The organism is Amycolatopsis bullii, from assembly GCF_014654205.1.
GTDB lineage: Bacteria > Actinomycetota > Actinomycetes > Mycobacteriales > Pseudonocardiaceae > Amycolatopsis > Amycolatopsis plumensis.
On sequence record NZ_BNAW01000043.1, the window covers coordinates 1 to 26,147 of the forward strand.

General features: G+C 71.2%; 24 protein-coding genes and 1 rRNA gene. 16 read left to right on the forward strand and 9 right to left on the reverse strand.

The features are described from left to right. Positions 1-74 (forward strand): 5S ribosomal RNA (gene rrf, locus IE317_RS45610); the annotation flags it as partial. Positions 75-306: 232 nt separating this feature from the next. Here the strand turns inward: rrf and IE317_RS33610 are convergent. After that, positions 307-759: an Lrp/AsnC family transcriptional regulator gene (locus IE317_RS33610; RefSeq protein ID WP_191315403.1), complete on the reverse strand. Its 453-nt coding sequence runs from the start codon at positions 757-759 to the stop codon at positions 307-309. Between the two features lie 111 nt (positions 760-870). Here IE317_RS33610 and IE317_RS33615 point away from each other — a divergent pair, with 111 nt between their 5' ends. The 5 genes from IE317_RS33615 (at position 871) to IE317_RS33635 (ending at position 6,731) form a co-directional block, all read left to right on the forward strand. Further along, positions 871-1,293: a rhodanese-like domain-containing protein gene (locus IE317_RS33615; protein WP_191315404.1), complete on the forward strand. Its 423-nt coding sequence runs from the start codon at positions 871-873 to the stop codon at positions 1,291-1,293. A gap of 15 nt (positions 1,294-1,308) precedes the next feature. Continuing rightward, positions 1,309-2,055, forward strand: a complete 747-nt coding sequence (locus IE317_RS33620) for a type 1 glutamine amidotransferase (protein ID WP_191315405.1) — start codon at positions 1,309-1,311, stop codon at positions 2,053-2,055. 94 nt (positions 2,056-2,149) lie between these two features. Beyond that, on the forward strand, positions 2,150-3,283 hold the full coding sequence (locus IE317_RS33625) for an inorganic phosphate transporter (protein ID WP_191315406.1): 1,134 nt from the start codon (positions 2,150-2,152) through the stop codon (positions 3,281-3,283). A gap of 29 nt (positions 3,284-3,312) precedes the next feature. Continuing rightward, positions 3,313-6,288 carry a bifunctional [glutamine synthetase] adenylyltransferase/[glutamine synthetase]-adenylyl-L-tyrosine phosphorylase gene (locus IE317_RS33630; protein ID WP_191315407.1) on the forward strand — a complete coding sequence of 992 codons (2,976 nt, stop codon included), beginning with the start codon at positions 3,313-3,315 and terminating at the stop codon, positions 6,286-6,288. Between the two features lie 14 nt (positions 6,289-6,302). Beyond that, on the forward strand, positions 6,303-6,731 hold the full coding sequence (locus IE317_RS33635) for an acyl-CoA thioesterase (protein WP_191315408.1): 429 nt from the start codon (positions 6,303-6,305) through the stop codon (positions 6,729-6,731). A gap of 13 nt (positions 6,732-6,744) precedes the next feature. Here IE317_RS33635 and IE317_RS33640 read toward each other — a convergent pair whose 3' ends face one another. Next, positions 6,745-7,326, reverse strand: a complete 582-nt coding sequence (locus IE317_RS33640) for a hypothetical protein (RefSeq protein WP_191315409.1) — start codon at positions 7,324-7,326, stop codon at positions 6,745-6,747. Positions 7,327-7,484: 158 nt separating this feature from the next. Then, on the reverse strand, positions 7,485-8,909 hold the full coding sequence (glnA, locus tag IE317_RS33645) for a type I glutamate--ammonia ligase (RefSeq protein WP_191315410.1): 1,425 nt from the start codon (positions 8,907-8,909) through the stop codon (positions 7,485-7,487). 269 nt (positions 8,910-9,178) lie between these two features. Between glnA and IE317_RS33650 the strand changes: the two genes are divergently transcribed. Beyond that, the gene (locus tag IE317_RS33650) at positions 9,179-9,568 is read left to right on the forward strand and encodes an RDD family protein (RefSeq protein WP_191315464.1); all 390 of its coding nucleotides are present in this window, start codon (positions 9,179-9,181) and stop codon (positions 9,566-9,568) included. A 108-nt stretch (positions 9,569-9,676) separates the two neighbouring features. Here the strand turns inward: IE317_RS33650 and IE317_RS33655 are convergent, their stop codons facing one another. Then, on the reverse strand, positions 9,677-10,405 hold the full coding sequence (locus IE317_RS33655) for a DUF4191 domain-containing protein (RefSeq protein WP_191315411.1): 729 nt from the start codon (positions 10,403-10,405) through the stop codon (positions 9,677-9,679). Positions 10,406-10,461: 56 nt separating this feature from the next. Between IE317_RS33655 and IE317_RS33660 the strand changes: the two genes are divergently transcribed. The 6 genes from IE317_RS33660 to IE317_RS33685 all read left to right on the forward strand — a co-directional run bounded on the left by IE317_RS33660 (position 10,462) and on the right by IE317_RS33685 (position 15,232). Further along, positions 10,462-12,558, forward strand: coding sequence for an ATP-dependent DNA helicase UvrD2 (locus IE317_RS33660; protein ID WP_191315412.1), 2,097 nt, complete (start codon positions 10,462-10,464; stop codon positions 12,556-12,558). 207 nt (positions 12,559-12,765) lie between these two features. Further along, a complete protein-coding gene (locus tag IE317_RS33665) occupies positions 12,766-13,032 on the forward strand; it encodes a hypothetical protein (RefSeq protein WP_191315413.1) in 267 nt (88 codons plus the stop codon). A 151-nt stretch (positions 13,033-13,183) separates the two neighbouring features. After that, on the forward strand, positions 13,184-13,540 hold the full coding sequence (locus IE317_RS33670; RefSeq protein ID WP_229903048.1) for a WhiB family transcriptional regulator: 357 nt from the start codon (positions 13,184-13,186) through the stop codon (positions 13,538-13,540). After that, a complete protein-coding gene (locus IE317_RS33675; RefSeq protein ID WP_191315414.1) occupies positions 13,537-13,791 on the forward strand; it encodes a hypothetical protein in 255 nt (84 codons plus the stop codon). Before IE317_RS33670 ends, IE317_RS33675 begins: the two co-directional genes overlap by 4 nt. Before the next feature lie 392 nt (positions 13,792-14,183). Then, positions 14,184-15,050 (forward strand): class I SAM-dependent methyltransferase, encoded by an 867-nt coding sequence (locus IE317_RS33680; RefSeq protein WP_191315415.1) that lies wholly within the window; start codon positions 14,184-14,186, stop codon positions 15,048-15,050. Beyond that, positions 15,047-15,232 carry a hypothetical protein gene (locus IE317_RS33685; protein ID WP_191315416.1) on the forward strand — a complete coding sequence of 62 codons (186 nt, stop codon included), beginning with the start codon at positions 15,047-15,049 and terminating at the stop codon, positions 15,230-15,232. The genes IE317_RS33680 and IE317_RS33685 overlap by 4 nt, the downstream gene beginning before the upstream one ends. 32 nt (positions 15,233-15,264) lie before the next feature. Here IE317_RS33685 and IE317_RS33690 read toward each other — a convergent pair whose 3' ends face one another. The 3 genes from IE317_RS33690 to IE317_RS33700 form a co-directional block, all read right to left on the reverse strand. Then, a complete protein-coding gene (locus tag IE317_RS33690) occupies positions 15,265-16,152 on the reverse strand; it encodes a hypothetical protein (RefSeq protein WP_191315466.1) in 888 nt (295 codons plus the stop codon). Positions 16,153-16,314: 162 nt separating this feature from the next. Next, positions 16,315-17,655: an ABC1 kinase family protein gene (locus tag IE317_RS33695; protein ID WP_191315417.1), complete on the reverse strand. Its 1,341-nt coding sequence runs from the start codon at positions 17,653-17,655 to the stop codon at positions 16,315-16,317. Between the two features lie 60 nt (positions 17,656-17,715). Beyond that, positions 17,716-18,762: a ThiF family adenylyltransferase gene (locus tag IE317_RS33700; protein WP_191315418.1), complete on the reverse strand. Its 1,047-nt coding sequence runs from the start codon at positions 18,760-18,762 to the stop codon at positions 17,716-17,718. Between the two features lie 230 nt (positions 18,763-18,992). On the opposite strand from IE317_RS33700, the gene IE317_RS33705 reads away from it, so the two are divergent. Continuing rightward, positions 18,993-19,502, forward strand: a complete 510-nt coding sequence (locus IE317_RS33705; RefSeq protein ID WP_013223146.1) for a M48 metallopeptidase family protein — start codon at positions 18,993-18,995, stop codon at positions 19,500-19,502. A gap of 372 nt (positions 19,503-19,874) precedes the next feature. Here the strand turns inward: IE317_RS33705 and IE317_RS33710 are convergent, their stop codons facing one another. After that, positions 19,875-21,236 carry a zinc-dependent metalloprotease gene (locus IE317_RS33710; protein WP_191315419.1) on the reverse strand — a complete coding sequence of 454 codons (1,362 nt, stop codon included), beginning with the start codon at positions 21,234-21,236 and terminating at the stop codon, positions 19,875-19,877. A gap of 191 nt (positions 21,237-21,427) precedes the next feature. On the opposite strand from IE317_RS33710, the gene IE317_RS33715 reads away from it, so the two are divergent. Beyond that, positions 21,428-22,432: a YlbL family protein gene (locus IE317_RS33715; protein WP_191315468.1), complete on the forward strand. Its 1,005-nt coding sequence runs from the start codon at positions 21,428-21,430 to the stop codon at positions 22,430-22,432. Here IE317_RS33715 and IE317_RS33720 read toward each other — a convergent pair. After that, positions 22,429-22,968 (reverse strand): PPA1309 family protein, encoded by a 540-nt coding sequence (locus tag IE317_RS33720; protein WP_191315420.1) that lies wholly within the window; start codon positions 22,966-22,968, stop codon positions 22,429-22,431. The genes IE317_RS33715 and IE317_RS33720 overlap by 4 nt on opposite strands. Before the next feature lie 149 nt (positions 22,969-23,117). Here IE317_RS33720 and IE317_RS33725 point away from each other — a divergent pair, with 149 nt between their 5' ends. Continuing rightward, positions 23,118-26,114, forward strand: a complete 2,997-nt coding sequence (locus tag IE317_RS33725) for a UPF0182 family protein (protein ID WP_268246935.1) — start codon at positions 23,118-23,120, stop codon at positions 26,112-26,114. Positions 26,115-26,147 lie beyond the last annotated feature (33 nt).

The following is a 26,147-nucleotide window of genomic DNA, read 5'->3' on the forward strand; positions in this document are numbered from 1 at the left end:
ACCCGGAAGCTAAGCCTGACAGCGCCGATGGTACTGCAACCGAAGGGTTGTGGGAGAGTAGGACACCGCCGAACTTACTTGAGAAAGGGCCTGGGCCCGGTCGAGACAATGTCTCCCGGCCCAGGCCCTTTCTTCATGTCCGCCCGCCGCAATCCGACCCTCCAGGCACGCAGGCCGACCGTCCAGGTACGCAGGCCGACCGTCTGGGGACGCGAGTTGCGCCGGGCCGGCCGCCGTGATGCCTCCTCAATCACGCGTGATGCCCCTGCAGACACGCGAGATACCTCCCGGATCACGCGTGATGCCTCAAACCGACCCGCGCCGAGCCACCGACCTCCTCCGCAACGGCGACGACAACACCAGTGACGTGCTCGTCTCCCCGTACCGCTGCACCTTCTCCAGCAGCTCCTCGAGCTCCGCCGTATCCCGGCACAGCACCCGCAGGATCCAGCACTCCTCACCCGTCACGTGGTCGGCCGCCATCACCTGCGGCAGCGGCAACACCGCCGTCCGGAACCGGGGCGTGTCCAGACTGCGGACCCGGGCCCGCACCAGCGCCTCGATCGGCAACCCCAGCTTCGTCGTATCGATACTCGCCGCGTAGCCCGTGATCACCCCACGCTCCTCGAGACGGCGGACTCGCTCCGTCACCGCCGAGCCCGACAGCGATACCCGGCGCCCCAGCTCCGTGAAGCTCAGCCGGCCGTCGGCCTGCAGGAGCTCCAGCAGGCGCCAGTCGACATCGTCGAGGTGGTCCACCGCAACTCTCCCGGGTTCGCAGGGCCAGAACAGGGAAATCCCCGGCCGTCCCGGGCTTCCACCCCGATTCTGCCCTGTCCGGAAACCGCCTGTCCCAGCAGGATTTACCCCATGACACGCACGCTCGCCTTCCCCGCCGCGGCCCCGGAAGCCGCCGTCCAATACTTCGGTGCCGAGCTCGGCTTCGAGGTTGATCCCGACGATCTCGTCCAGGACCTCGAAGCCGGCCGCACCGAGGGCTACGTCGTCGTCGAGACCCGGGCGCCCGAAGCCTTCACCCACGCCCGCATCCCCGGCGCGATCAACCTGCCGTACCGGGACATGACGGCGGCCAGCACGCAGCACCTCGACCGGGACCTCGTGTACGTCTGCTACTGCGAAAGCACCGTCTGCAACGCCGCCACCAAGGGCGCCCTCAAGCTCGCCGAGCTCGGCTTCAAGGTGAAACGGCTCTCCGGCGGCATCACCGCCTGGATCGCCGCCGGGTACCCCGTCGAAGGCGACAAAGCCGGAGGAATTCGCTGTGCCTGCTGACCTACCCTGGAGAACGTGACCCGAATCCTGATCATCCAGCCGGACGCGTCGGACCCGCTCGGCCCCCTCGGCGACTGGCTGACCGAGGCCGGCGCGGAACTCGACGTCCGCCTGCAGCCGGAGCAAGGCCTCCCGGACCTCGACGGCTACCAGGCCGTCGTCAGCCTCGGCGGCGGCATGGCCGCCGAGGACGACGCCAAGCACCCGTGGCTCGCCGACGTCCGGCGGCTGCTGGCCAAGGCCGCGGCGAAGAACCTGCCCACCCTGGGCATCTGCCTCGGCGCACAGCTGCTGGCCGTCGCCACCGGCGGCCGCGTCGAGGTCGGTCCCGACGGGCCCGAAGTGGGTCCGCACCTCGTCAACAAGAAAGACGCGGCGTGGACCGACCCGCTGTTCGCCGACCTGCCGCTCCTGCAGGACGTCCTGCAGTTCCACACCGACGCGATCACCCGGCTCCCGCCCGGCGCCGAGCTGCTCGCGTCCTCCCCGCGCTACGCGCACCAGGCCTACCGGCTCGGGCGTTGTGTCTACGGTGTCCAGTTCCACATCGAAACGACGCCCGAGGTCATCGAGAGCTGGGCCGCGGAATGCCCCGAAGAAGCCGAGTTCGCCCGGCCGGGCTCGCTCGAGCACGAAAACCTGGTCACCGTGCACGCCGACATCGAGGAAACCTGGCGCCCCTTCGCGCACCGGTTCGTCAAGCTGGCGGCCGGAGAACTCCAGCCCGCGGTGGCCGGTCAACGCACCTTGCCGCTGGCTTAACGACGGAGGTCACAACCAGCAACATCCTGTTAACGCCAGGCGTACCCGTCAGGTACCTTGCGGGAGGAGTCCCCACAAGGGTGCGGAGGTCGGGGTGCAACCCTCGTTGCTGGTCGTGGTCGTCGTCGTCACGGCCCTCATTTTCGATTTCACGAACGGGTTCCACGACACCGCGAACTCGATGGCGACGTCGATCGCCACCGGCGCACTCCGGCCCCGCGTGGCCGTCGCGATCTCCGCGGTGTTGAACCTCGTCGGCGCGTTCCTGTCGGTCGAGGTCGCCAAGACGATCTCCAGCGGACTGGTGGACGACACGAAGATCGGTCCGGCGATCGTCTTCGGCGGGCTGATCGGCGCCATCGTCTGGAACCTCGTGACGTGGTTCGTCGGCCTGCCGTCGAGTTCGTCGCACGCGTTGTTCGGCGGCCTGATCGGCGCCACCTGGATCTCCGCGGGCGCCGACTCCGTCCACTTCGGAAAGATCGTCGAGAAGGTCCTGGTCCCGGCCGCGGCCAGCCCGGTCATCGCCGGGCTCGTCGCGATGGTCGCCACCTACCTGGTCTACCGCTTCCTCGTACGCGGCCGCCCGGCCACGCGCGGGTTCAAGGTCGGCCAGATCGTCTCGGCCTCCCTCGTCTCGCTCGCGCACGGCACCAACGACGCGCAGAAGACGATGGGCGTCATCACGCTCACGCTCGTCACGGCCGGCAGCCTCCCGGCGGGCGCGTCGCCGCCCGTCTGGGTGATCGTCAGCGCCGCGTGCGCGCTCGCCCTCGGCACCTACCTCGGCGGCTGGCGCATCACCCACACCCTCGGCAAGGGCCTGACCGACATCGAGGGCCCGCAGGGCTTCGCCGCCCAGACGAGCTCGGCGCTGGTCATCCTGGTTTCGTCGCGGCTGGGCTTCCCGTTGTCGACCACGCACGTCTGCTCCGGCGGGATCGTCGGCTCCGGCGTCGGCCGCCGGGACGCGCCGGTCCGCTGGCGGATGGCGGGCCGGATGGTCGCCGCCTGGCTGTTCACGCTGCCCGCGGCCGCGATCGTCGGCGCGATCTCCGGCAAGATCGCCTCGCTCGGCAACGCGGGCACCATCGCCGTCGGTGTCGCCGGGGCCGGGGTCGGCCTCGGCATCTACCTCCTCTCCCGACGTCACCCCGTCACCGCGCACAGCTTCCAGGTGCCCGAGCCGACACCCGCCGGGACCGAGCCGGGCCGGCTCGCCGCCTGAGCCGCGTTCCCCGGCTACGGTTGTGGGTGATGGCAGACCGCGCGCGAACGACCGCTTCGGCGGCGAGGTACGGCTTCACCGACTCCCGTGCCGAGGGTCAGTTGCGCGCGGCCGGCTGGTGGGCCGACGCCGGCCCGGCCGAGGCGGCCGCCGACGTGCTCGCGGCGTTGTCCCGCACCGCCGACCCGGACCTCGCCCTGCTCGGCCTCGACCGGATCCGCGAGGCCGACGCCGCCGAGTGGACCGACCTCGAAGCGCAGCTCCGCACCCACCGGACGTTCCGCGGCCGCTTCCTCAGCGTGCTCGGGACGTCGAGTGCGCTCGCCGACTTCCTCGCCGCCAACCCGGACCAGTGGCGCTCGCTCACCGGGGACAAGTGCACCGATTCCGCCTGCTACCGCGAAGCCCTGCGCACGGCTCTCCTGGCCGACGACGGTTCGGTGCTCACCGGGCTCAAAGCCGAGCAGGCCCTCAAGGTCGCCTACCGCGGTCAGCTGCTCGGCATCGCCGCCGCCGACCTCGGGCACGTCGTCGAGGCCGGGCTCGAGCACCCGCGCTACGCGGAGGTCGCGGCGCAGCTGACCGAGCTCGCGGAAGCCGCGCTGGCCGCCGGACTGGTCGTCGCCGAGGCCGAAGCCGGCGCGTCCGCCGAAGGCACCCTGGCCGTCATCGCGATGGGCAAGTGCGGGGGCCGGGAGCTCAACTACGTCAGCGACGTCGACGTCATCTTCGTCGGCGAGGGCGACCTCGGCCTCGCGACGCGGCTGGCGAGCACGATGATGCGCGTCGTCGGGAAGGCGTGCTTCGAGGTCGACGCGGCGCTGCGCCCCGAAGGCAAGGCGGGCGCGCTCGTCCGCACGCTGGACGGCCACCACGGCTACTACCAGAAGTGGGCCAAGACCTGGGAGTTCCAGGCGCTGCTCAAGGCGCGGCCGGTGGCGGGCGACGCCGAGCTCGGCCGCCAGTACGCCGAGATGGTCGCGCCGCTGGTGTGGTCGGCGGCCGACCGCGAGAACTTCGTCGCCGAGGTGCAGCAGATGCGCCGCCGGGTCGAGGGGCACGTGCCGTCCGAGCACGCCGAACGCGAGCTGAAGCTGGGCCGTGGCGGCCTGCGTGACGTCGAGTTCGCGGTGCAGCTGCTGCAGCTCGTGCACGGCCGGGTCGACGCGGACCTGCGTTCACCGTCCACGATGGACGCGCTCGAGGCACTCGGCGAAGGCGGTTACGTCGGTCGCCAGGACGCCGCCGAGCTGGGCGCGTCGTACGAGTTCCTGCGGATGATCGAGCACCGGCTCCAGCTGCGGCGGCTGCGCCGGACGCACCTGTTCCCGGCGCCGGCGGACACCGACGAGCTGCGCATCCTCGCCAGGGCGAGCGGGATCAAGGCGACCGGCGGCAGGACCCAGGGCGAGGCGCTGCTCGCGGAGTTCCGTCGGCACGGCAAGGGCATCCGGCGGCTGCACGAGAAGATCTTCTACCGGCCGCTGCTGCAGTCGGTCGCGAACGTGCCGGCCGAGGCGCTGCGCCTGACCACCAAGCAGGCCGCCAGCCGGCTGGCCGCGCTCGGCTACACCGCCCCCGACGGCGCCCTCCAGCACATCAAGACCCTGACCGCGGGTGTTTCGCGGCGCGCGGCGATCCAGCAGGCGCTGCTGCCGGTGCTGCTCGACCTCTTCGCCGACACCCCGGACCCCGACGGCGCCCTGCTGTCGTATCGGAAGGTGTCCGAGGCGCTCGAAGACACCCCGTGGTATCTGCGGGTGCTGCGCGACGAGGGCACGGTCGTGGAGAACCTGGCCTTCCTGCTGGGCACGTCCCGGCTGGTGCCCGACCTGCTGGTCCGCGCGCCGGAAGTGCTGCAGCTGCTCGGCGACCCGGCCCGGCTGCTGGGCCGCACGCCCGCCGAGGTGGCGACGTCGCTGCGGGCCGCCGTCCGGCGTCAGCCGGGGATGAACGCCGCCATCGCGGCCGCGCGTTCACTGCGGCGGCACGAACTCCTGCGCGTCGCCTGCGCGGATCTGCTCGGGCTGCTCGACGTGCGCGCGGTCTGCGAAGCGCTGTCTTCGGTTTGGGTCGCGGTGCTGCAGGGCGCGCTGGCCGCGGCGTTCCGCCAGCGGCAGGCCGAACTCGGCCGGACGCCGGCCCGCATCGCCGTGATCGGGATGGGCCGGCTCGGCGGCGCGGAACTCGGCTACGGCTCCGACGCCGACGTGCTCTTCGTCTGCGAGCCGTCCGAAGGGGTTTCGGACGCTGACGCGGTGAAGTTCGCTTCGTCGGTCGCGGAGACGGTCCGGAAGATGCTGGGCGCGCCGAGTTCGGACCCGGCCCTGGAGGTCGACGCCGACCTGCGGCCGGAGGGGCGGAGCGGGCCACTGGTCCGGACGCTGGAGTCCTACCGCGCCTACTACGCGCGGTGGGGCGAGGTGTGGGAGGCGCAGGCCCTGCTGCGCGCCCGGTTCGTCGCCGGCGACGACGAGCTCGGCGCGCGGTTCATCGCCATGATCGACCCGATCCGCTACCCCGAAAGCGGCCTGGACGCGACGAAGGCCCGCGAAATCCGCCGTATCAAGGCCCGCGTCGAGACGGAGCGGATGCCGCGCGGCGCCGACGCGACGCTGCACACGAAGCTCGGCCGCGGCGGCCTCGCCGACGTCGAGTGGACGGTGCAGCTGCTGCAGCTCCAGCACGCCCACGAGGTCGAGGGCCTGCGGACGACGTCGACGCTCGACGCGCTGGCGGTGCTCCCGGAAGCAGGCCTGGCCGAGCAGCCCGAAGCGGACTCGCTGGCCGAGGCGTGGCTCCTGGCGACGCGCGTGCGCAACGCCGGGATGCTGGTGCGCGGCAAGGCGGTCGACCAGGTACCGGGTTCCGGCCGCGACCTGGCCGCGGTGGCCCGCGTCCTCGGCCAGTCGGCGGGCGACGACCCGGGCGAGTTCCTCGACACGTACCGCCGCATCACCCGGCGGGCCCACGCGGTGGTGGAGCACCTGTTCTACGAGGCCTGACCTACAGTGGGCCGGTGACCGATCGCGAGCCCTTCCGGATCCGGATCAAGGTCCGGCACTACGAGCTGGACACCCTGGGCCACCTCAACCACGCCGTCTACCACTCCTACGGAGAGGTTTCCCGCCTGGAGCTCCTAGAAGCGTCGGGCGCGCTGAAGGGGCTTCAGGGCGTTGCCGCGGTGCTGCTGGAGACGCACGTGGTGTTCCGCCGCGAGCTGCGCGCGGGCGACGAGGTCGAAGTGACGTGCGAGGCGAAGTTCGGCACCGGCAAGACGTTCAAGATGGATTCGAACATCATCAAGCTCGACGGGACGCTGGCCGCGGAGATCACCTGCACGCTGGGGCTGATGGACCTGGAGGCCCGCAAGCTGGTGGCCGATCCGCGCGGCCGCTTCGAGGCGGCCGGCGCGGACCTGAAGCTGATGTCCACCTCGGACGGGTGAGCGCGCCTCCGGATCAGCGCAGCCAGCGGACGGGCTTGTCCTGGTAGTCGCGCCCTTCGGAGTACGAGGCACCCGTGACCTTGTCGTCGGCCGCGGCGGCGTCCAGCCGGCAGGTGTCGAACTTGGCGCCGACGGTCGTGAAGGTCTTCGGGGTCAGCTTGCTCGAGCAGGCGTCCACGGAGCCGGTGATGAACGTGCCGGTGCCGCTGCCGTCGGCGAGCATGGCGCGCACGAGCGGCGGGTTCTTGGTCGAAAGGTCGGTGCCGCCCAGGTTTTCCAGCGTCAGGCGGATGTAGTACGGCGTCATCCCCTCGGCGTTCGACCCGAACTTCTGCCGGAAGCTCGCGACGTCCCCGGTTTCGACGGCGGTCACGGTGATCCCGATGTAGCCGTCCTGCCACGGCACCACCGCCTGCTGGCCGAGCTTCAGCTCGGCACCGGCGGCGGCGATACCGGTGGGAACGACCGTGCTGGGCGGCGCCGTGCTGGTGGACGCCGGAGTGGACCGGTCCTTGTCATCGCTTCCCGAGGAGCTACCGCAGGCGACGAGGCAACCGGCGGTCCCGGCCGCGATGATGGCGTGCTTGATCCGCATGACAATCCGTCCTTCCCCAGTTGATCACCGCGATTCTGGACCAACCGGACGACGGCCGATCATCGGGGGGTGATCTTGCGGCGGACGGAAAAGAGAAACGCCGGCGGCGAGGGCTGTTCGCTCCTCGCCACCGGCGTGTCCGGGGGCGTCTCAGCCGATCACACGTCGTAGTACAGGGCGAACTCGTACGGGTGCGGGCGCAGGCGCAGCGGGTCGATCTCGTTCTCGCGCTTGTACGAGATCCACGTCTCGATCACGTCGGGGGTGAACACGCCGCCCTCGAGGAGGTAGTCGTGGTCCGCCTCGAGCGTGTCCAGCACCGTGCCGAGGTCGCCCGGGACGAGCTTGACGTCCTTGGCCTCCTCCGGCGGGAGCTCGTAGAGGTCCTTGTCGATCGGCTCCGGCGGCTCGATCTTGTTCCGGATGCCGTCGAGGCCCGCCATCATCATCGCCGAGAACGCCAGGTACGGGTTGCCCGAGGAGTCCGGGCAGCGGAACTCGGCGCGCTTGGCCTTCGGGTTGTTGCCCGTGATCGGGATCCGGACGCAGGCCGAACGGTTGCGCTGCGAGTACACCAGCGAAACCGGGGCCTCGAAGCCCGGGACCAGACGGTGGTAGGAGTTCACCGTCGGGTTCGTGAAGGCCAGCAGGCTCGGGGCGTGCTTGAGCAGGCCGCCGATGTAGTGGCGCGCGGTGTCCGACAGGCCGGCGTAACCCGACTCGTCGTGGAACAGCGGCTGGCCGTCCTTCCACAGCGACTGGTGGCAGTGCATGCCCGAGCCGTTGTCGCCGGCGAGGGGCTTCGGCATGAACGTCGCCGTCTTGCCCGCCGCGAACACCGTGTTCTTCACGATGTACTTGAACAGCTGCAGGTCGTCGGCCGCGTGCAGCAGCGTGTTGAACTTGTAGTTGATCTCGGTCTGACCGGCGGTGCCCACCTCGTGGTGCGCGCGCTCGATCTCGAAACCGGTGTTCGTCAGGTTGCGGACGATCTCGTCGCGCAGGTCGGCGAAGTGGTCGACCGGCGGGACCGGGAAGTAGCCGCCCTTGAACTTCGTCTTGTAGCCCTGGTTGCCGCCCACCTCGTCGGCGCCGGTGTTCCACCAGCCCTCGACGGAGTCGATCTCGTGGAAGGAGGCGTGCTCGGCGGAGTCGAAGCGGATCGAGTCGAAGATGTAGAACTCGGCTTCGGGACCGAAGTAGACGTTGTCGGCGACGCCGTACTCGGAGATGTACTGCTCAGCCTTGCGCGCGATGTTGCGCGGGTCGCGGCTGTACGCCTCACGGGTGAAGGGGTCGTGCACGAAGAAGTTGAGGGCCAGCGTCTTCGCCTTGCGGAACGGGTCGATCCGCGCGGTCGCCGCGTCCGGCAGCAGCAGCATGTCGGACTCGTGGATGGACTGGAAGCCGCGCACCGAGGAGCCGTCGAACGCGAGACCTTCTTCGAAGGCCTCTTCGGTGAAGGCCTTCGCGGGGACCGTGAAGTGCTGCATCACGCCGGGCAGGTCGCAGAACTGGACGTCGATGACCTCGACGTCCTCGTCGGCGATGAGGCGCTGGATGTCGTCTGGAGTAGTGGGCACCCTCGGTGACTCCTTCTCGTTCGAGCTCGTACGGCAGTGCTCTCTTCGGCTCACGCTAAAAGTGCGGTGTTGCCCGACCGTCACCCGTATGTTTCGCGGGTGTTAACGGGTGGTCGATATCGGGTATCCGACCAGGTCGGATGTGCTCCACGCCACCGGCATACCCTGGACGGGTGGCGAGATGGACCGGTGAATGGCTCCCCGGCACCGGCGACGGCGGTCAGGGCACTGATCAGCACGGCTCGCGGTGGCCGGGCGAGAAGTTCGGTTTGCCCGAATCGGGCGTCGGCTCGGCGGCGAGCGGAGGCGCGCGACTGCTCGGACTGATCGTCGACCTCGTGGTCGCGGCCCTGGTCACGGCGATCTTCCTGCACCCCAGCCTGCAGGACCCGGCCGCGATGCAGCAGTTCAACCTCTGGTCCGGCGGCGTGTGGGCGATCATCTCGGTCATCTCGGCCGGGTTCTTCGGCTTCACGCCGGGGATGGCCGCGGTCGGCATCCGCGTCGCGCGGTTGGACGGCGCCGCGCTGGTCGGCCCGCTGCGCGCGCTGGTCCGGGCCGCGCTGACGTTCGTGCTGATCCCGGCGGCGGTCCGCAACGCCGACGGCCGCAGCTGGCTCGACCGGCTCACCGGCACGGTGGTCATCCGGATGCGCTGAGGACCGCCGGTCGTGAGGGCCGCCGCCCGCGCCGCCGTCGCCCGGCGCCGCGTGAGCGTGAAAAGGCCCCCGCCCGGAATCCCGGCGGGGGCCTTTCTCGTGCGGGGGTCAGCGGCGGCGGATCGTCCGCTGGACGTTGCGCATCTTCGCGCCGGCCGGCATCGGGCCCTTGGGCAGCGCCGCGCCGCGGTTGCCGAGGGCAGCCAGCTTCGCTTCGAGTGCGTCGACCTGGGCCGGCTTGAGGTTGCGGGGCAACTTCATCAGGTAGCCCTGGAGCTTCTTCAGCGGGAGCTGGCCCTCGTCGTGGCCGATCGTCACGTCGTAGATCGGCGTGTCGCCGATCAGGCGGGAGACACGCTTCTTCTCCTGGGCGAGCAGCGTCTTCACCCGGTGCGGCGCGCCTTCGGCGACCAGCACCACGCCGGGACCGCCGAGGACCCGGTGCACCGCGTCGAGCTGGGTGGTCGCCGCGACGGTCGGCGTCACCTTCCAGCGGCCGCGCAGGTTCTCCAGCGCCCACGCCGCCGCGCCGGGCTGGCCGTCGGCCTTCGAATAGACGGTCTTCTGGACGCGCCGGCCGAAGATGATCATGGCGGCCAGGCCGCCCAGGATCAGGCCCAGCGGCAGCAGCACCCACTGCATGTCGAAGAAGAACCCGATCCCGAACAGGACGCCGGCCACGACGATGATCGCGCCGACCATCCACGGGATGAGCCAAGGGTCTTCCTTGCGCTGCATCTTGAAGGCCTCGAAGAGCTGGCCACGGCGGGCCTTGCTCGCCGCGCGCTTCTCCTTCTTGGCCTGCTTGGCCGCTTCCTTGTCCTGCTTACCCGCCATATGACCAGGATACGGCCGCGTGCCCCTGCCCCGTTTCCCCGTCCCCCTCTGCGAGGATGCCGGACGTGACCGGCGTACTTTCACCCCAGAGCCCGAACCGACTGCTCGACGGTCTCGACCCCGAGCAGCGCGCCGCCGCCAGCGCCCCCCGGGGGCCGGTCTGCGTGCTCGCCGGAGCCGGCACGGGCAAGACCCGCACGATCACCCACCGGATCGCCCACCTCGTCCGGTCCGGGCACGTTTCCGCCGGTCAGGTCCTCGCCGTCACGTTCACGACGCGCGCGGCGGGGGAGATGCGGACGCGGCTGCGCGGCCTCGGCGTCGACGCGGCGCAGGCGCTGACGTTCCACGCTGCCGCCCGCCGCCAGCTGCGCTACTTCTGGCCGCGCGTGGTCGGCGACCGGCCGTGGGACCTGCTGGAGAACAAGCTGCGGTACGTCGGCCAGGCCGCGAACCGGGCCAAGCTCGGTACCGAGGTCGAGGTCCTGCGCGACCTGGCGAGCGAGATCGAGTGGGCGAAGGCGTCGCTGATCAGCCCGGACGACTACCCCGCCGTCACCGCGCGCGCCCAGCGGGACATCCCGGCCCCGGCGGCGCAGGTCGCCGAGGTCTACCGGACGTACGAAGAGCTGAAGAACGCCGCGCAGGTGCTCGACTTCGACGACCTTCTGCTGCACACGACGGCGGTGCTCGAGGAGCACGGCACCGTCGCCGAGGAGTTCCGGGACCGCTACCGCTGCTTCGTCGTCGACGAGTACCAGGACGTCACGCCGCTGCAGCAGCGCCTGCTCGACGCGTGGCTCGGCGGCCGCGACGACCTGACCGTCGTCGGCGACGCCAACCAGACCATCTACTCCTTCGGCGGCGCGTCGCCGCGGCCGCTGCTGGAGTTCACGCGGCGCTACCCCGACGCCACCGTCGTCCGCCTAGAGCGCGACTACCGGTCGACTCCCGAGGTCGTCGCGCTGGCCAACCGGGTGATCGGCGCGGCCAGGGGCCGGCCGGCGGGCTCGCGGCTGAAGCTGATCGGCCAGCGCCCGCCGGGGCCGGAGCCGCGCTTCGCCGAGTTCGACGACGAGGCGGTCGAGGCCGGCGCGGTCGCGCGCCGGGTGCGCGAGCTGCTCGACGGCGGCGTCTCGGCGAGCGAGATCGCGATCCTCTACCGGATCAACGCCCAGTCCGAGGCCTACGAATCGGCGCTGGCCGACGCCGGCATCCCGTACCTGGTCCGCGGCGGCGAGCGGTTCTTCAACCGGACGGAGGTCCGGCAGGCGATGTCCGCGCTGCGGGCGGCGAGCGGCGACGGCAGCTCCGACCTGGTCACGACGGTGCGTTCGGTGCTCGCGCGGGTTGGCCTCACCGAGTCGCCGCCGGCCGGTGGCGCGGCGAAGGAACGCTGGGACGCGCTCCTGGCCATCGTCGAGCTGGCCGAGGAGCTGGCTTCGACCGTGGCCGACGCCGACCTGCCGCGGTTCTGCGCCGAGCTCGACCAGCGCGCCGCGGCCCAGCACCCGCCGACGGTCGAGGGCGTCACGCTGGCGTCGCTGCACGCGGCGAAGGGCCTCGAGTGGGACGCGGTGTTCCTCGTCGGCCTCTCCGAGGGCACGATGCCGATCCTGCACGCCGACGGCGACGAAGCGGCGATCGAGGAGGAGCGGCGGCTGTTCTACGTCGGCGTCACCCGGGCCCGCGAGCACCTGTGGCTGTCCTGGGCGCTGGCCCGCACGCCGGGCGCGCGGCGCAACCGGCGGCGCAGCCGGTTCCTCTACGGCCTGGTCCCGGAGGACCACCCGGCCGCCCGGGTGGCCCGGTCGGCCCAGCAGAAGGCGGCTCCGGTGAAGACGGCGCGCTGCCGGCTCTGCGGTGGGCCGCTGCTGGAAACCCTCGACATCAAGCTGGGCCGTTGCGGGCGCTGCCCGTCCACAGTGGATGAGGGCTTGCTGGAGCGCCTGAAGTCGTGGCGCGCCGACCGGGCGCGCGAGCTGAAGGTGCCGGCCTTCGTCGTCTTCACGGACGCCACGCTGATGGCCATCGCCGAGCAGCGTCCGGCCGACGAGGCGGCGCTGGTGTCGATCTCCGGCATCGGCGCGACGAAGCTCGAGCGGTTCGGCGCCGAGATCCTCGGCGTCGTCCGGGCCTCGACGGGGTCTTGACCGCGTCCGAACCATGATCGACGCGGCGAACCCGCTGCTCAGGGGCGATCTTCGTAACTTCGAGGATTTTCCCGTTAATTGAGTTGCCTCGGTGTGGTGCGGAGCAATAACCTGCCAGTACCGAGCCCGAAGGGCTCGACTGGGGATCTACTGAGAAGCGCCGCTCGGCGGACGCGTGTGCAGAGTACAGAAGGAGGTGCCGGTGAAATGACCATCAACATGACGCTCACGAACCCGGGCACCCGTCTGTCCTGCGCCGCGGAAGTTGCGGCTGCTCAGCGCCCGGGCACCGGTGTGTTCGCCGGCTCCGTGAGCGCTCACGAGATCCGTGGCATGCGGCGCGTCTCGCGTCGTTGGGCCACCGGTGTCGTCGTCTTCGGGACGCAGGGCGTTCTCGCCGCGTACCCGCAGGCCGATCTGCCGACCATCAAGCAGTTCCGTGTTCCGTTGTCGATACGGGAGCGAAGTTCCTGACCTAGTCAGGACTCAAGGCTCACGAAGGCCGCGGAACCGGATAACCCGGATCCGCGGCCTTCGTGTTTTTGGCTGCACAACCCAAGAGGAACCAGCGTTGCCCAGCTCCAGCACCCAACCGAAAACCCGTACGGCACAAGGAGGAACCACCATGTCTTCGGCCATCGCCTACACCTCGGGTGAGGCAATATTCGCCGACCTGCTCGACCCGATCGACGTCCCCGACGTCGCGCTGCCCTGCCGTTCGGGCGACGCGGACCTCTGGTTCGCGGAGTCCCCGGCCGAGCTCGAGCGCGCCAAGGCACAGTGCGCCGACTGCCCGGTCCGCGAGGCCTGCCTGGCCGGCGCCCTGGCGCGTCGCGAGCCCTGGGGCGTTTGGGGCGGCGAGATCTTCGAGCGCGGCGCGGTGATCGCGCGCAAGCGGCCCCGTGGCCGCCCGCGCAAGAACGCAGCCGTCGAGCCCGCCGCGGCCAAGGCCGCCGGCGATCACCGGAGCGCCGCCGCATGAGCGTCGAACCGGTCACCACGAGGGACTACGAAGCCCACCCCCGCAGCGAACAGCTGCAGTTGACCAAGACCGAGATCGAGGAGATCAGCGAGATGTTGCTTTACGAAGAACTGTCCAGGGCCCGAATACGGGACCTGGAAGAGGGGGTCCGCGCGCAGCGGGCCCGAGGTAGCGCGCGTGCCGTGCGCCGCTGGTCGCGAGTAGCCCGCTGGGCCGCTCGGCGGGCGGAGCGGTACCAGGACCAGAACTGAGCGCAGGCCCCTGCCGCCCGTTTGGGTGGCGGGGGCTTCGCGCTTTGCCGGGCTGGTCGGGGACGAGACAGCGCTGCCGGGGTGTGGCGCCGCGGCGAATCATGGTTGCGGCCCGGCTGCGCGGGACCGAGGCGTGCCGCGACGACACCGTGCCGCTGCGGCGATCGGTCGCGTCGGGCGGTGCGGCGGCGCCTGTGCTGTCGCGGTGCCGTCGGGCAGGCAGACTGCTCCGTGCGGTGGTGTCGGGCAACGAGCGTGCTGTTGCCAGGGCGTGCTCGTTGCTCCGCGCGGGTGCGGCCTGCGCCTTGCGGGCGCGCTTGGTGGTCGGGCCTCCTTCGGGTGGTCTCCTTGCGTGGGGCTCCGGGGGCGGGGCGCTGGTGTTGAATGGGGTGATGTCCGGACACAGCCACGGTGACATCGACTGGGCGGACCGCCTGACCCAGCTGCGCATGGCCGATGCCCTCGACGCCGAGGCGCTGGCGCCCGTCGCCCGGCGGCTGCTCGGCCTGGTGGGCGAGCGGCCGGCCGTTGTCGATGTCGGGTGCGGGGCCGGGGGCATGAGCGTGCTTCTCGCGCGCGAACTCGCCCGCCGCGGTGGGGGCACCCTAGTTCTCTTCGATGCCACGCCGAAGCTGCTGGTCGAGGCCGAACGGGCCGTGGCCGAGGTGGCCGGCGAGTCCGTCGAGGTCGTCAGCCTGCTCGGGGACCTGACCGATCCGGCGCTGGCCGTTCCCGCCGCCGATCTCGTCTGGGCGTCCGGCGTGGTGCACCACGTCGGCGATCAGCAGGCCGCGCTGCGCACGCTCGCCGGGCTGTTGCGACCGGGTGGCGTGCTGGCCATCTCCGAAGGCGGCCTCGAGATGCGGTGCCTCCCGTGGGAACTGGGTGTCGGACGGCCCGGGCTGGAGCAGCGGCTGCACGCCGCTCGCGCCTCGTGGTTCGAGGCGATGCGGGCCGGGATTCCGGGCAGCGTCGCCATGCCCTACGGCTGGCCGCGCGCGCTTCGCGAAGCCGGCCTCCAGGACGTCGAATCGTTCGGGGCGCTCATCGACCACCCGATGCCGGGTTCGGACCTCCTTCGTGAGTACGTGGTGCAGCGCGTCGGGTGGTTCGCGGAGTCGGCCGGGGAATGGCTCGACGCCGACGACCGGGCGGCGACCGCCACCTTGACCGACCCGCAGAGCCCGCACTTCCTCGGCCGCCGGGACGACGTCTACCTGTTCGGCGCCAAGGCGATCCACTGTGGACGGTTGCGGTGAGCGCGCCGGAACCGGTCGGGTGCACGCGCTGCGGCCGGACGCGCACCGCCGACGACGACCCGGCTACGGCGCTCGCGTGGGTTTCCACCCGTGAGCGCGGCGCGCTGCGGTGGCTTTGCCCGGACTGCGCGCGCCAGCACGTGCGGGACATCGAAGGCAAGCTTCCGGACGAGTACTGGTGATCAATTCGACCTCCTGAGCGTGACGGCGGATATCAGGCGGCGTCTCCCATGGGCCTTTGCGGGACCGCTCGCACCTTCGGGCGGGGTGTCCTGGATGCGGCGCCGTACGCCCTGGCCAGCTCCCGGGCCACCTCTTGCGGCACTTGGCGCAGCTGGCCGACCGTGCAGCGGACCAGGACGATGCCCGTCGCCGCCAGGGCCAGGTGGCTGAAGCCGCTTCCCACGCCCGGGGTGCAGCGGTACTGCCAGGCGAGGCCGAGCTCGTCCCACCAGGCGTCCGCCTCGCCGAGGCGGCGGCCGCGGCGGTCGCAGATCGTCTGGTCCCAGCTCGGCGGGGGGACGGGCACCAGGTCCAGGACCCGGGCGGCCAGACCGTGTGCCTGGATCGGCCCCTCGTCGAGCCTGCGCAGCACCTTGCGGACCACTGCCGTGCCGCGCTGGGAACCCGCCTCGAGCTCCGCCAGCAGCTCTCGGCGGTCGCACAGGCCCCAGTAGAGCGGCAACGTCAGCAGATACCGGATGCGGTCCGGGTCGGGTTCGGACCGGGCCATGTCCAGCGTCGCCCGGGCCGGCGGGGCGAACGGGAGGCCGTCGACCTGGACCGGTTCCGGTAACCGGGCCGTGCGCGCCAGGCGGACCCCTTCGCCGGCCACCACCCGGCAGTGCTGGGGCACCAGCAGGCGGATCTCGCTCTCCACCGGGCACTTCACGCCGTGGGCGCGCAGGGCATCGGCGCCGGTGATCACCACCCCGGGCCCGTAGCGCACGAGCGCGGCCTGCAGCAACTGCTGCCGCGTAGGGGCGGTGTTGCGCAGCAGGACGACACCGGGGTGCAGGCGGCGCCACGGCCCTCCCGGACCGCAGAGCCGCCGGACTCTTCGATCGGACACCCCCGCCCGGCGCAACTGTTCGAGGTTCATCACCTCGCAGGCGGCGGGATTACCAAGGGCAAGCGGGTCGGTGCATTGGGTAGCAGTCATGTTCCGAGCATGACGGCTCGGCCAACCGGGTGGAACCCCGTCCGCCGCAGCTGTGGACAACTCGGCCGAATCCGTCCGTTCGGGGCCCCACCTGTGGACAACTCAGGAGGCGAACCCCGGCTGCCAGCGCTCCACGATGCCGCGGGCCGGGATTTCCGCGTCGAGCTGGCAGAGGATGCCCGTCGACCCCGCCGTCACCCGGTGGATCATCAGGTACTCGGGCGGCAGGTTGAGCGAACGCCCGACCCGGAAGTCGTTGCCGCGGCTGTCGCCGACCCGCCCGGCCTGCTTCTGCATCCAGCGACGCGTGAAGTGGAACGTCGGCGCCGCCAGCGGCTCGGTGAACGGTGCGAGGTAGGCGAGCACCTCCTCCGCGGTCAGGTCGCTGTCCGGCCGGATGAACCGGTTCTCCCGCAGCAGGCGCATCAGCTCGGTGGACTCGCCGTCGAGCGCCAGGCGCGTCATCTCGCCGAGGTGGCGGGGAATGCCTTCGGGCAGCCGGGCGACGCCGCCGAAGTCGATGACGACCAGCCTGTCGTCGTCGGTGATCATGAAGTTGCCCGGGTGCGGGTCCGAGTGCAGCAGGTGGACCCGCTCCGGCGACGAGTAGTGGAACTCCGCCAGCAGCCGGCCCGCCAGGTTCCGGGTCTCGCGGTCGCCGTCCGCGATCACCTTCGACAACGGCGTGCCGGTGGCCCATTCCGTCACGACGACCTTCGGCGCGCTGGCCACCACGCGCGGCACCAGGATGCCGGGATCGCCGTCGAACGCCTTCGCGAAGGCGCGCTGGTGCTGGGCCTCGGCCTGGTAGTCGAGCTCCTCGTTCATCCGTTCGGCGAGCTCGGCCAGCAGCGGCTTGACCTCGGTGCCGGGTACGAACGCCTGGAACAGCCTGCTGAACCGCTGCAGCTGCCGCAGATCGCTGCGCAGCGCCTCGTCGGCGCCCGGGTACTGCACCTTGACCGCGACCGCCCGGCCGTCGTGCCAGACCGCGCGGTGCACCTGGCCGATGCTCGCGGACGCCGCCGGTTCGTCGTCGAACGAGGCGAACCGGCTGGTCCAGGTGCGGCCCAGCTGCTCGGCGAGCACCCGGTGGGTCTGCCGGACCGGCATCGGCGGCGCGGCGGCCTGCAGCTTCGTCAGCGCTTCGCGGTACGGCTTCGCCATGTCGTCCGGCACCGCCGCCTCGAACACGCTCAGCGCCTGGCCGAACTTCATCGCCCCGCCCTTGAGCGTGCCGAGCACCTCGAACAGCTGCTCGGCGGCCTTCGCCGACAGCGTCGCGTTCACCTGTTCCGCGCTCTGGCCCGCGAGCCTCTTGCCCCAGCCACCGACCGCCCGGCCGGCGATGCCGAGCGGGAGACTGGCGAGCTTGGCGGTACGGGCGGCACCCTTGCGCGGCATCGCGGTGTCACGATCGGCTGGGTCGCGGAAGTCGGTCACACCGGCGATTCTGCCCTGCGGCGTCGGCGGCGCGCAGCCTGCGAGCGACGTCTTCGTGGGCTACGTCTCCAGGATCACCTCCTGGGCGCCGCAGCGGCACCGCGGGTGCGGCGGCCAGCGCCGGTGGCGGATGCGGCCGTCGAAGGCGTCGATCTCGAGCGTCGCGTTCCACGCCGGTGGGGCCGGCGCGCTGGGCGAGAGCAGCCGCATCGCCTGGGCGACGGCCAGCGACGCGCAGGACTGGACCGCGCCGAGGTCGGGCCGCTGGTGCCGGCCGGCGAGCTGCCCGGCGACGCGCGGCCAGCACGGGTCGAGGTCCGTGCGGTGCAGGTCGGCGCAGCGCAGGCACGAGCTGCGGCCCGGCACGACCAGCGGCCCGACGATGCCCGTGCCGTCGCGGACGCGCGCCGCCAGGTGCGGGACGCCGTCGCCCATCAGCTCGGCGACGAGTTCGGGAGCCGGCACGACGGCGTCAGTGAGCAGGGCGAGGTCCGGGTAGCGGTCGTGCAGGCGGGTGACGCGGACGTGGGGATCGACCCGGCGGAGCAGGTCGGCGAGGGCGTGCCGCCGGGACCGGCCCAGGTCCGCGGCGGTGAAGCCGGAACCGAGGTCGTGCTCGGTCACCGTGCCGGACAGCTGCAGCTCGACGTGCCCGATGCCGGCGTTGGCCAGCAGCACGGCGACCGCCACCGCCACCCGGCCCTCGCCGTGCACGGAGACCGCGGCGGCGCGGCGGCGGTCGGCCATGGCCGGCTGGTGGTGGCGCGCTCGCAGCGACCAGAGGCCGGGCTCGCCGCGGAAGCCCGGGCCGTCGGGCCGGCCGGCGTCGGTGACCAGGCCGAGCGCGGTCAGTTGCCGCAGGAGCGTCCGCAGCTGGTCGCGGTGTTCGCTCTCCGCGAGCAGGAGCCGGTCGACGGGTTTGCTGCCGTCGAGGGCGCGCAGCTTCGCGACGAGGTGCGGGGAGAGGTTTTCGACGATCACGCCGTGGCGCGGATCGAGGCCGATCTGGATCTCCCGGGGGCCGCGTTCGAGCACGGTGAGGCCCGGGAGCAGGGCAGGGTGGGCCGGCAGGAGGACCGGGGGCATGTCCGCGGTGTCGAGGATCATGTTCGCAGGATCGCACCCGGCGGTGACCGGGAAGCCTCGGAAGACGCCGGATCGGCCGAGTTGTCCACAAGTGGAACCGGCTGTGGACAACTCGGGTCTGTGACCTCAAGGCGCTCGGAGTTGTCGGTGCCTGGCCTTACCGTTGTCGGGTGGTCGAAGCACGGATGCCCTCACTGAGAGGCCGGGGGGAAACGAACCCCTCGTCGGACACACCCGGACACAAGGTCGAAGTGCGGCGCAGCCAGCGCCGGCACCGGACGGTCACCGCGTATTGGAATGACGACACGCTCGTCGTGCTCATCCCCGCGCGGATGACCAGGGCGGAGGAGAAACACTGGGTCGCCGAGATGGAGCGCAAGCTGCAGCGCTCGGAGCCACGTCGGCCGGCGTCCCCGAAGACGTCGGACGAAGCCCTGCTCGCGCGCTGCGCGCTGCTGTCGGGCAAGTACCTGGGCGGCACCGCGGTGCCGGCGAGCGTCCGCTGGGTGCCGCCGATGCGCACGCGGTGGGCCTCCTGCACGCCGGTCGACGCGACCATCCGGGTCAGCGAACGGCTGCGGAAGGTGCCTCCGTGGGTGCTGGACTACGTGCTGGTGCACGAGCTGGCGCACCTGCGGGAGCCCGGGCACGACGCGGCTTTCTGGGCGTTGGTGCAGCGGTATCCGAAGACGGAACGGGCGATCGGGTACCTGGAGGGGCTGTCGGCCGCTGCCGGGTGGGGCATCTCCACGGAGGACTGAGGGGGTGAGGTGGCCGGGGTGGCCTGCTTCTGGGCGGGTTGCCCCGGCTGGTTCGCTCGCCCCCGGGCTGCGGGCCGAGGGCTGGGGGCCGGGAGGAGAGGAGGCCCTGGGTTGAGAGCTGGGACCGGGGCAGGCCATGAGGGAGCGGGCCGGGACCGCGAGCTCGGGGACGCCAGGACGGGAGTGGCACGCTGGGTTGATGTCCGGGCCGGGAGCTGAAAGGGCGAGCTCGAAGGGCCCGGGCGGGGAGAGGTGTGGTGGGTGGTCGGTGGCGCGGGGCTGGACAGAAGAAGGCCGGTGACCCGTCCACCGCAGTGGGGGAGGGGCACCGGCCTTCCGAGGTTCCGGAGCTCCGAGAGCGAGCAGCTCAGCTCAGGACTGCTTGCCGCCCTCTTCCGAAGGAGGCTCGTCCTTCTTCTCGTCCTTCTCCGCGCGTTCGGCCTGCTCCGTGCGCTCCAGCTCCGCGATCGGGTCGAGGTCGTCGATCGAGCCTGCCGACCCCACTCGGTCGGCGAAGTCGATCGGCTCGTCCAGGTCCTCGGCCGTCGGCATGAGGTCCGGGTGGGACCAGAGGCCGTCGCGCTTCTCCGTGCCGTGGCGGTCGCCCACCAGCTTCCACAGGTTCGACGCGTCCCTCATGCGGCGGGGGCGCAGCTCCAAGCCGACCAGGGTGGCGAACGTCTGCTCGGCCGGGCCGCCCGTTGCGCGGCGGCGGCGCAGCGTCTCGCGCAGGGCGTCCGCTCCCGGCAGGCGGTCGCCCACCGCTTCGGCCACCACCACGTCGACCCAGCCCTCGACCAGGGCCAGCAACGTCTCCAGGCGCCTCAGCGCCGCCTTCTGCTCCTCGGTCGTCTGGGGCTCCAGCAGCCCCGAGGACATCGCCTCTTCGATGCTCGCCGGGTTCGCCGGGTCGATCCGGCCGGCCAGGGACTCCAGCGCGGACGTGTCCACCGAAATCCCGTGGGCGAACTCCTCGACCGTCGCCAGCAGGCGCTGCCGCAGCCACGGCACGTGCGTGAACAGGCGCTGGTGCGCGGCCTCGCGAGCGGCCAGGAACACCAGGATCTCGCTGTTCGGCAGCTCCAGGCCCTCGGCGAACTTCTCGATGTTCGCCGGCAACAGGGCCGACGTGCCGGCCGGGGCCAGTGGCAGGCCGATCTCCGTCGAGGTCAGCATCTCCGAGGCCAGCTGGGCCAGCGCGTTGCCGAGCTGGGAGCCGAAGGCCATGCCGCCCATCTGCCCCATCATCTGCAACAACGGACCCGCGGCCTGCTTGGCCTCCTCGGGCAGCGCCTCCATCCAGGCGCCCGAGACCTGCCGGGCCACCGGGTCGCACAGGCGCTGCCACGTCGGGAGCGTCTTCTCCACCCAGGACCGCGGCGACCAGGCGACCGTCGACGTCGCCCCGGCCGGGAACACCGTCGCCGCGTCGAGCCAGAGCTCGGCCAGGTGGGCCGCGTCGCGGACCGCCGCGTTCGCGTCGTCACCACCTCGGAAGCCGAGCTTGCTCTCGCCGGTGTTGCCCGCGCTGCCCAAGGTCTGGAGGGCGATCTGCTTGGCGAGGTCGTAGTTCACCGGCCCGCTGGAGCTGCCGGCCTGGCTGAGCATCTGGCCCAGCTGGCTCAGCATCTGCCCGAGCTGGTTGAAGGCCTCGGCGCCGGAGGGCTCCGAGGGGTCGTTCTCACCTCGTTTGTCGGGATCGGAAGGTCCGAAGCCGAACGGGGGTTTGCTCATGTGTCCACCGTACGCGGGTCGAAGCCCGCTCAGCGCGTCAACCGTGGCCTTCACCGGGAAGCGAACGCGGTCACCGTACGCTGTCGGGCGTGACCAAGTCCTCCGAGGAGACCGCCCCCGCGAAGCGCGCCCCGGAACCGGCGCCGGAGCCGGCCGGCGAGGCCCGCCGGATGACCCGCCGTGGCTGGACACTGGTGGTCAGCGGCTCGCTGTTCCTGATCTTCGTGGTGCTCGGCTCGGTCGTGCCGGTGCCGTTCGTCGCCATCAGCCCCGGGCCGACCTACGACACGCTGGGTCGCGACGCGGCGGGCAACCCGGTCATCCAGGTCACCGGACACGAGACCCACCCGACCACCGGCGAGCTGCGGATGACGACCGTCTCCCTGCACGACGGCGTCACCCTCTTCCAAGGGCTCGGCTTCTGGGCGAGCGGCCGGTACGCGCTCGCCCCGCGCGAGGAGTACTTCAAGCCCGGCGAGACGAACGAGCAGGTCAAGCAGGAGAACATCCAGCAGCTGCAGGACTCCCAGACGAACGCCCAGGTCGCCGCCCTGCGCAAGCTCGGCTACCCGATCAAGGTGCTGGCGAAGCAGATCGTCTCCGGCAGCCCGGCCGACCACGTGCTCTCGCCCGGCGACAAGCTGATCACCGTCAACGGCAAGAAGATCGTCGAGGCCGCCGACGTGCGGGCCGCGCTCACCGGCACCCTGCCCGGCCAGACCGTGCAGATCACCTTCCAGTCCGACGGCCAGCCCGAGCGGACCGTGCCGCTCACCCTCGCCGCGCGCCCCGACCGCAAGGAGGGCTTCATCGGCCTCACCGCGGTCGACCGCGCCGACGCGCCGTTCACCGTCAACATCTCCCTGCAGGACGTCGGCGGCCCGTCGGCCGGCCTGATGTTCACCCTCGCCATCATCGACCGCCTGCAGTCCGGCGACCTCGCGGGCGGACGGCACATCGCCGGCACCGGCGAAATCACCGAGACCGGCGAGGTCGACCCGATCGGGGGGATCTCGTTCAAGGTCGTCGGGGCCCGCGAAGCCGGCGCCACCGACTTCCTGGTGCCCGCGCACAACTGCCCCGAGGCCAAGACCACCGCGCCCGCCGGGCTCAACCTCATCAAGGTGTCCACACTGGACGACGCGCTCGCCCAGCTGGCCAACCTGAAGGCGGGGCGGCCGACGGCGTCCTGCTAGGGCAGCAGCGTGGCCTTCAGCGCTTCGACCAGGTTCGGCGCCAGGTCGGGGCTTTCCACGACCTCGTCCATGGACTCCTCCGTGCCCATCCCGCGCAGCCGCATCACGCACGCGCCTTCCCCGTCGCGCAGGACGGCCGCGACCAGGCGCGCCTCCGTGCGCTGCGGGTGGTCGGCGGCCGCGCGGCGGAGGCTCTCCGCGTCCGCCTCGGCGACGTCCGGCAGCTCCGACTCCGAACCCGGCGGCAGCACGATGATCTCCTGCGCCAGCGCGCAGCCGATCACCAGATCCGGCCAGGCGATCCGGCCCAGCGCCTCGGCCAGGTCGCCCTCGGGCAGTGCCTCCTGGGCCACCGGCGTCAGCGGGTTCGCCCGGTCGAGCTGCCCGGCCAGCTCCGGCTGCTCGTCCAGCAGCGCCGCCGTCGGCACCAGCGCGAACAGCTGCGGCGGCTGGTCCCAGCCGCCCGCGGCCATGAACTCCTCGATCTCACGGGCGAGCGCGGCCACGCCGGCCTGTCGCGCTTCGTTCGCTGCCATGCGCACATCGTGTCAGGTCGGCCGGCGCCGCGACGCCGCGAGTCCGGTTTGGGCGGGTCCCGGGAACTTCACCGGGCATCCGTAGAGTTAGGGAATCAGGGGGCGCACGCGCCCCTGCTCGAGTATTGACGAAGACAGGAGCGTGTGCCGTGGCGACTCGGCCCCCGGTGAGCCTGCCGAAGCTGTCCCGGCGGAGCCGGATCCTCCTCATCATCGCCGCGGTGATCGTGCTGGCGCTGTTGCTCGGGGCCCGCCTCCTCGACACGTACGTCGACTGGCTGTGGTTCGGCGAAGTCGGCGCGCGGTCGGTGTTCACCACCCAGCTGGTGACCCGGATCATCCTCTTCTTCGCGGTCGGGTTGCTCGTCGGCGGCGCGCTCGCGATCAGCCTGATGATCGCCTACCGGACCCGCCCGGTGTTCGTGCCGATCTCCGGCGCCGACGACCCGCTGGCGCGCTACCGCTCCGCGATCGTCGCCCGCATCCGCCTCTTCGGCGTCGGCATCCCGGTGCTCACCGGCCTCATCGCCGGCCTGTCCGCCCAGGGCGACTGGCAGGTCGTGCAGCTGTTCCTCAACGGCACCTCGTTCGGCCAGACCGACCCCGAGTTCGGCAACGACGTCGGCTTCTACGCCTTCGACCTCCCGTTCATCAACTGGCTGCTCGGCTGGCTGTTCATCACCGTCGTCATCTCCTTCTTCGGCGCGCTGATCTCCCACTACGTCTTCGGCGGCATCCGCCTGGCCGGCAAGGGCGGCCAGCTCGCCGGGCCGACCCGCGCGCAGCTCGCCATCACCGTCGGCCTCTTCGTGCTGCTGAAGGCGGTGGAGTACTTCTTCGACCGGTACAACCTGCTGCTGTCCGACCGCGGGATGCCGCTGTTCGTCGGCGCCACCTACACCGACCTCAACGCGGTGCTGCCCGCCAAGCTGATCCTGCTGTGCATCTCGGTGATCTGCGCGATCGCGTTCTTCGCCGGTGCTTTCCTGCGCAACCTGCAGCTTCCGGCCATCGCACTGGTGCTGCTGATCCTGTCGAGCATCCTCGTCGGCGTCGCCTGGCCCGCCGTCCTCGACCAGTTCTCGGTGAAGCCCAACGCGAACGAGAAGGAAGCGGCGTCCATCCAGCGCAACATGGACGCCACCCGCCGCGCCTACGGCCTCACCGACGTCCAGTACCAGCCCTACACCGGCAAGTCGGACGCCACCCCGGACCAGATCAAGGCCGACACCGGGACGATGTCGAACATCCGGCTGCTCGACCCGAACGTCCTCTCCGACACCTTCACCCAGCGCGTCGGCCGCGAGAACTTCTACGGCTTCCCGGCCAAGCTGGACATCGACCGCTACACCGTCGGTGGCGTGACGCAGGACTACATCGTCGCCGCCAAGGAGATCAAGACCGAGGGCCTCACCGGCAACCAGACCAGCTGGATCAACAAGCACCTCGTCTACACCCACGGCAACGGCTTCGTCGTCGCCCCGGCCAACACGATCGACCGCGCCGTCAAGGACGCCAACTCCGACGGCGGCTACCCGATCGCGACGACCAGCGACACGCAGAACCCGGCGGGCGCCGGCTCGGCCGGATCCGGCCAGCCCGGCATCGAGGTCAAGGAACCGCGCATCTACTACGGCGAGCTGTCCGCCGCCGAGTCCGACTACGCCATCGTCGGCGGGAACGGCGCGCCCGGCGAGTACGACACCGCCACCGACCGCTACACCTACAAGGGCTCCGGCGGCGTCTCGGTCGACAACTGGTTCAACCGCCTCGCCTTCGCGGCCGAGTACGGCGAGCGCAACATCCTGTTCTCCGATGCCATCGGCGACGGCTCCCGGATCATGTACAACCGTGACCCGCGCGACCGCGTCAGCAAGGTGGCGCCGTGGCTGACCCTCGACGGCGACCCGTACCCCGCGGTCGTCGACGGCAAGATCCAGTGGATCATCGACGGCTACACCACCCTCAACAACTTCCCGTACGCCCAGCAGACCCAGCTCGGCGCGGCCACGAACGACTCCCTCAACGGCGTCGCCCGCCAGGCCAACAGCTCCATCAACTACATCCGCAACTCGGTCAAGGCCACCGTCGACGCCTTCAACGGCACCGTGACGCTGTACTCCATCGACGACAAGGAACCGGTCCTCAACGCCTGGGAGAAGGTCTTCCCCGGACTCGTGAAGCCGAGCTCCGAGATCTCCCCGGACCTGCGCGCCCACTTCCGCTACCCCGAAGACCTCTTCAAGATCCAGCGTGAGCTGCTGTCGCGCTACCACGTCAGCAACCCGCAGGAGTTCTACTCGCAGCAGGCCTTCTGGAGCGTCCCGCAGGACCCGACCGCCGAGGGCGGCTCCAACCCGGCCGCGGCCGGCGCGGCCAACCAGCCCGGCTACTACGTCCTCGCGGACGCCCCGGGGCAGAGCAAGCCGACCTTCCAGCTGACCAGCTCGCTGACCGGCCTCCAGCGGCAATACCTCGCGTCCTGGATGTCGGTGTCCTCCGACGCCCTCGACTACGGCAAGATCCGCGTCCTCCAGCTGCCCAGCGCGGCCACCGGGGCAACCCAAGTCGACGGGCCCGTCCAGGTCCAGAACCGGTTCCAGAGCGACTCCCGCGTCGCCCAGGACCGGACCCTCTTCAACAACCCCAACGTCACCCCCATCTACGGGAACCTGATCACGCTGCCGGTCGCCAACGGCTTCCTCTACGTCGAACCCGTCTACATCCGGCAGCGCACCCAGCCCAGCTATCCGCAGCTGGCCCGCGTCCTCGTCTCCTACGGACCCAAGGTCGGCTACGGCGCCACCCTCCAGGAAGCCCTCGACCAGGTCTTCGGAGCGGGCACCGGCGAGGCCACCACCACCCCACCCCAAGCCGGGCAGCCGACCACCACACCGCCGTCCTCCACCAACCCGACGACCACCCCGCCCGCGAACAACGGCGGCGGCAACGCGGCCCTCGACCGGGCGGTCGCCGACATCCAGTCCGCGCTCGCCAAACTGAAAGCCGCCCAGCAATCCGGCAACTTCACCGACCAAGGCGCCGCACTGGCCGCCCTCGACGCGGCCGCCCGGGCCTACGAAGCAGCCAAGACCGCAGCCCCCGGGACCAGCACCCCACCGTCCAGCACCCAGCCCGGAGGGTGACGTCGGTAACCCGAACGGCACCTGCTTTGCACC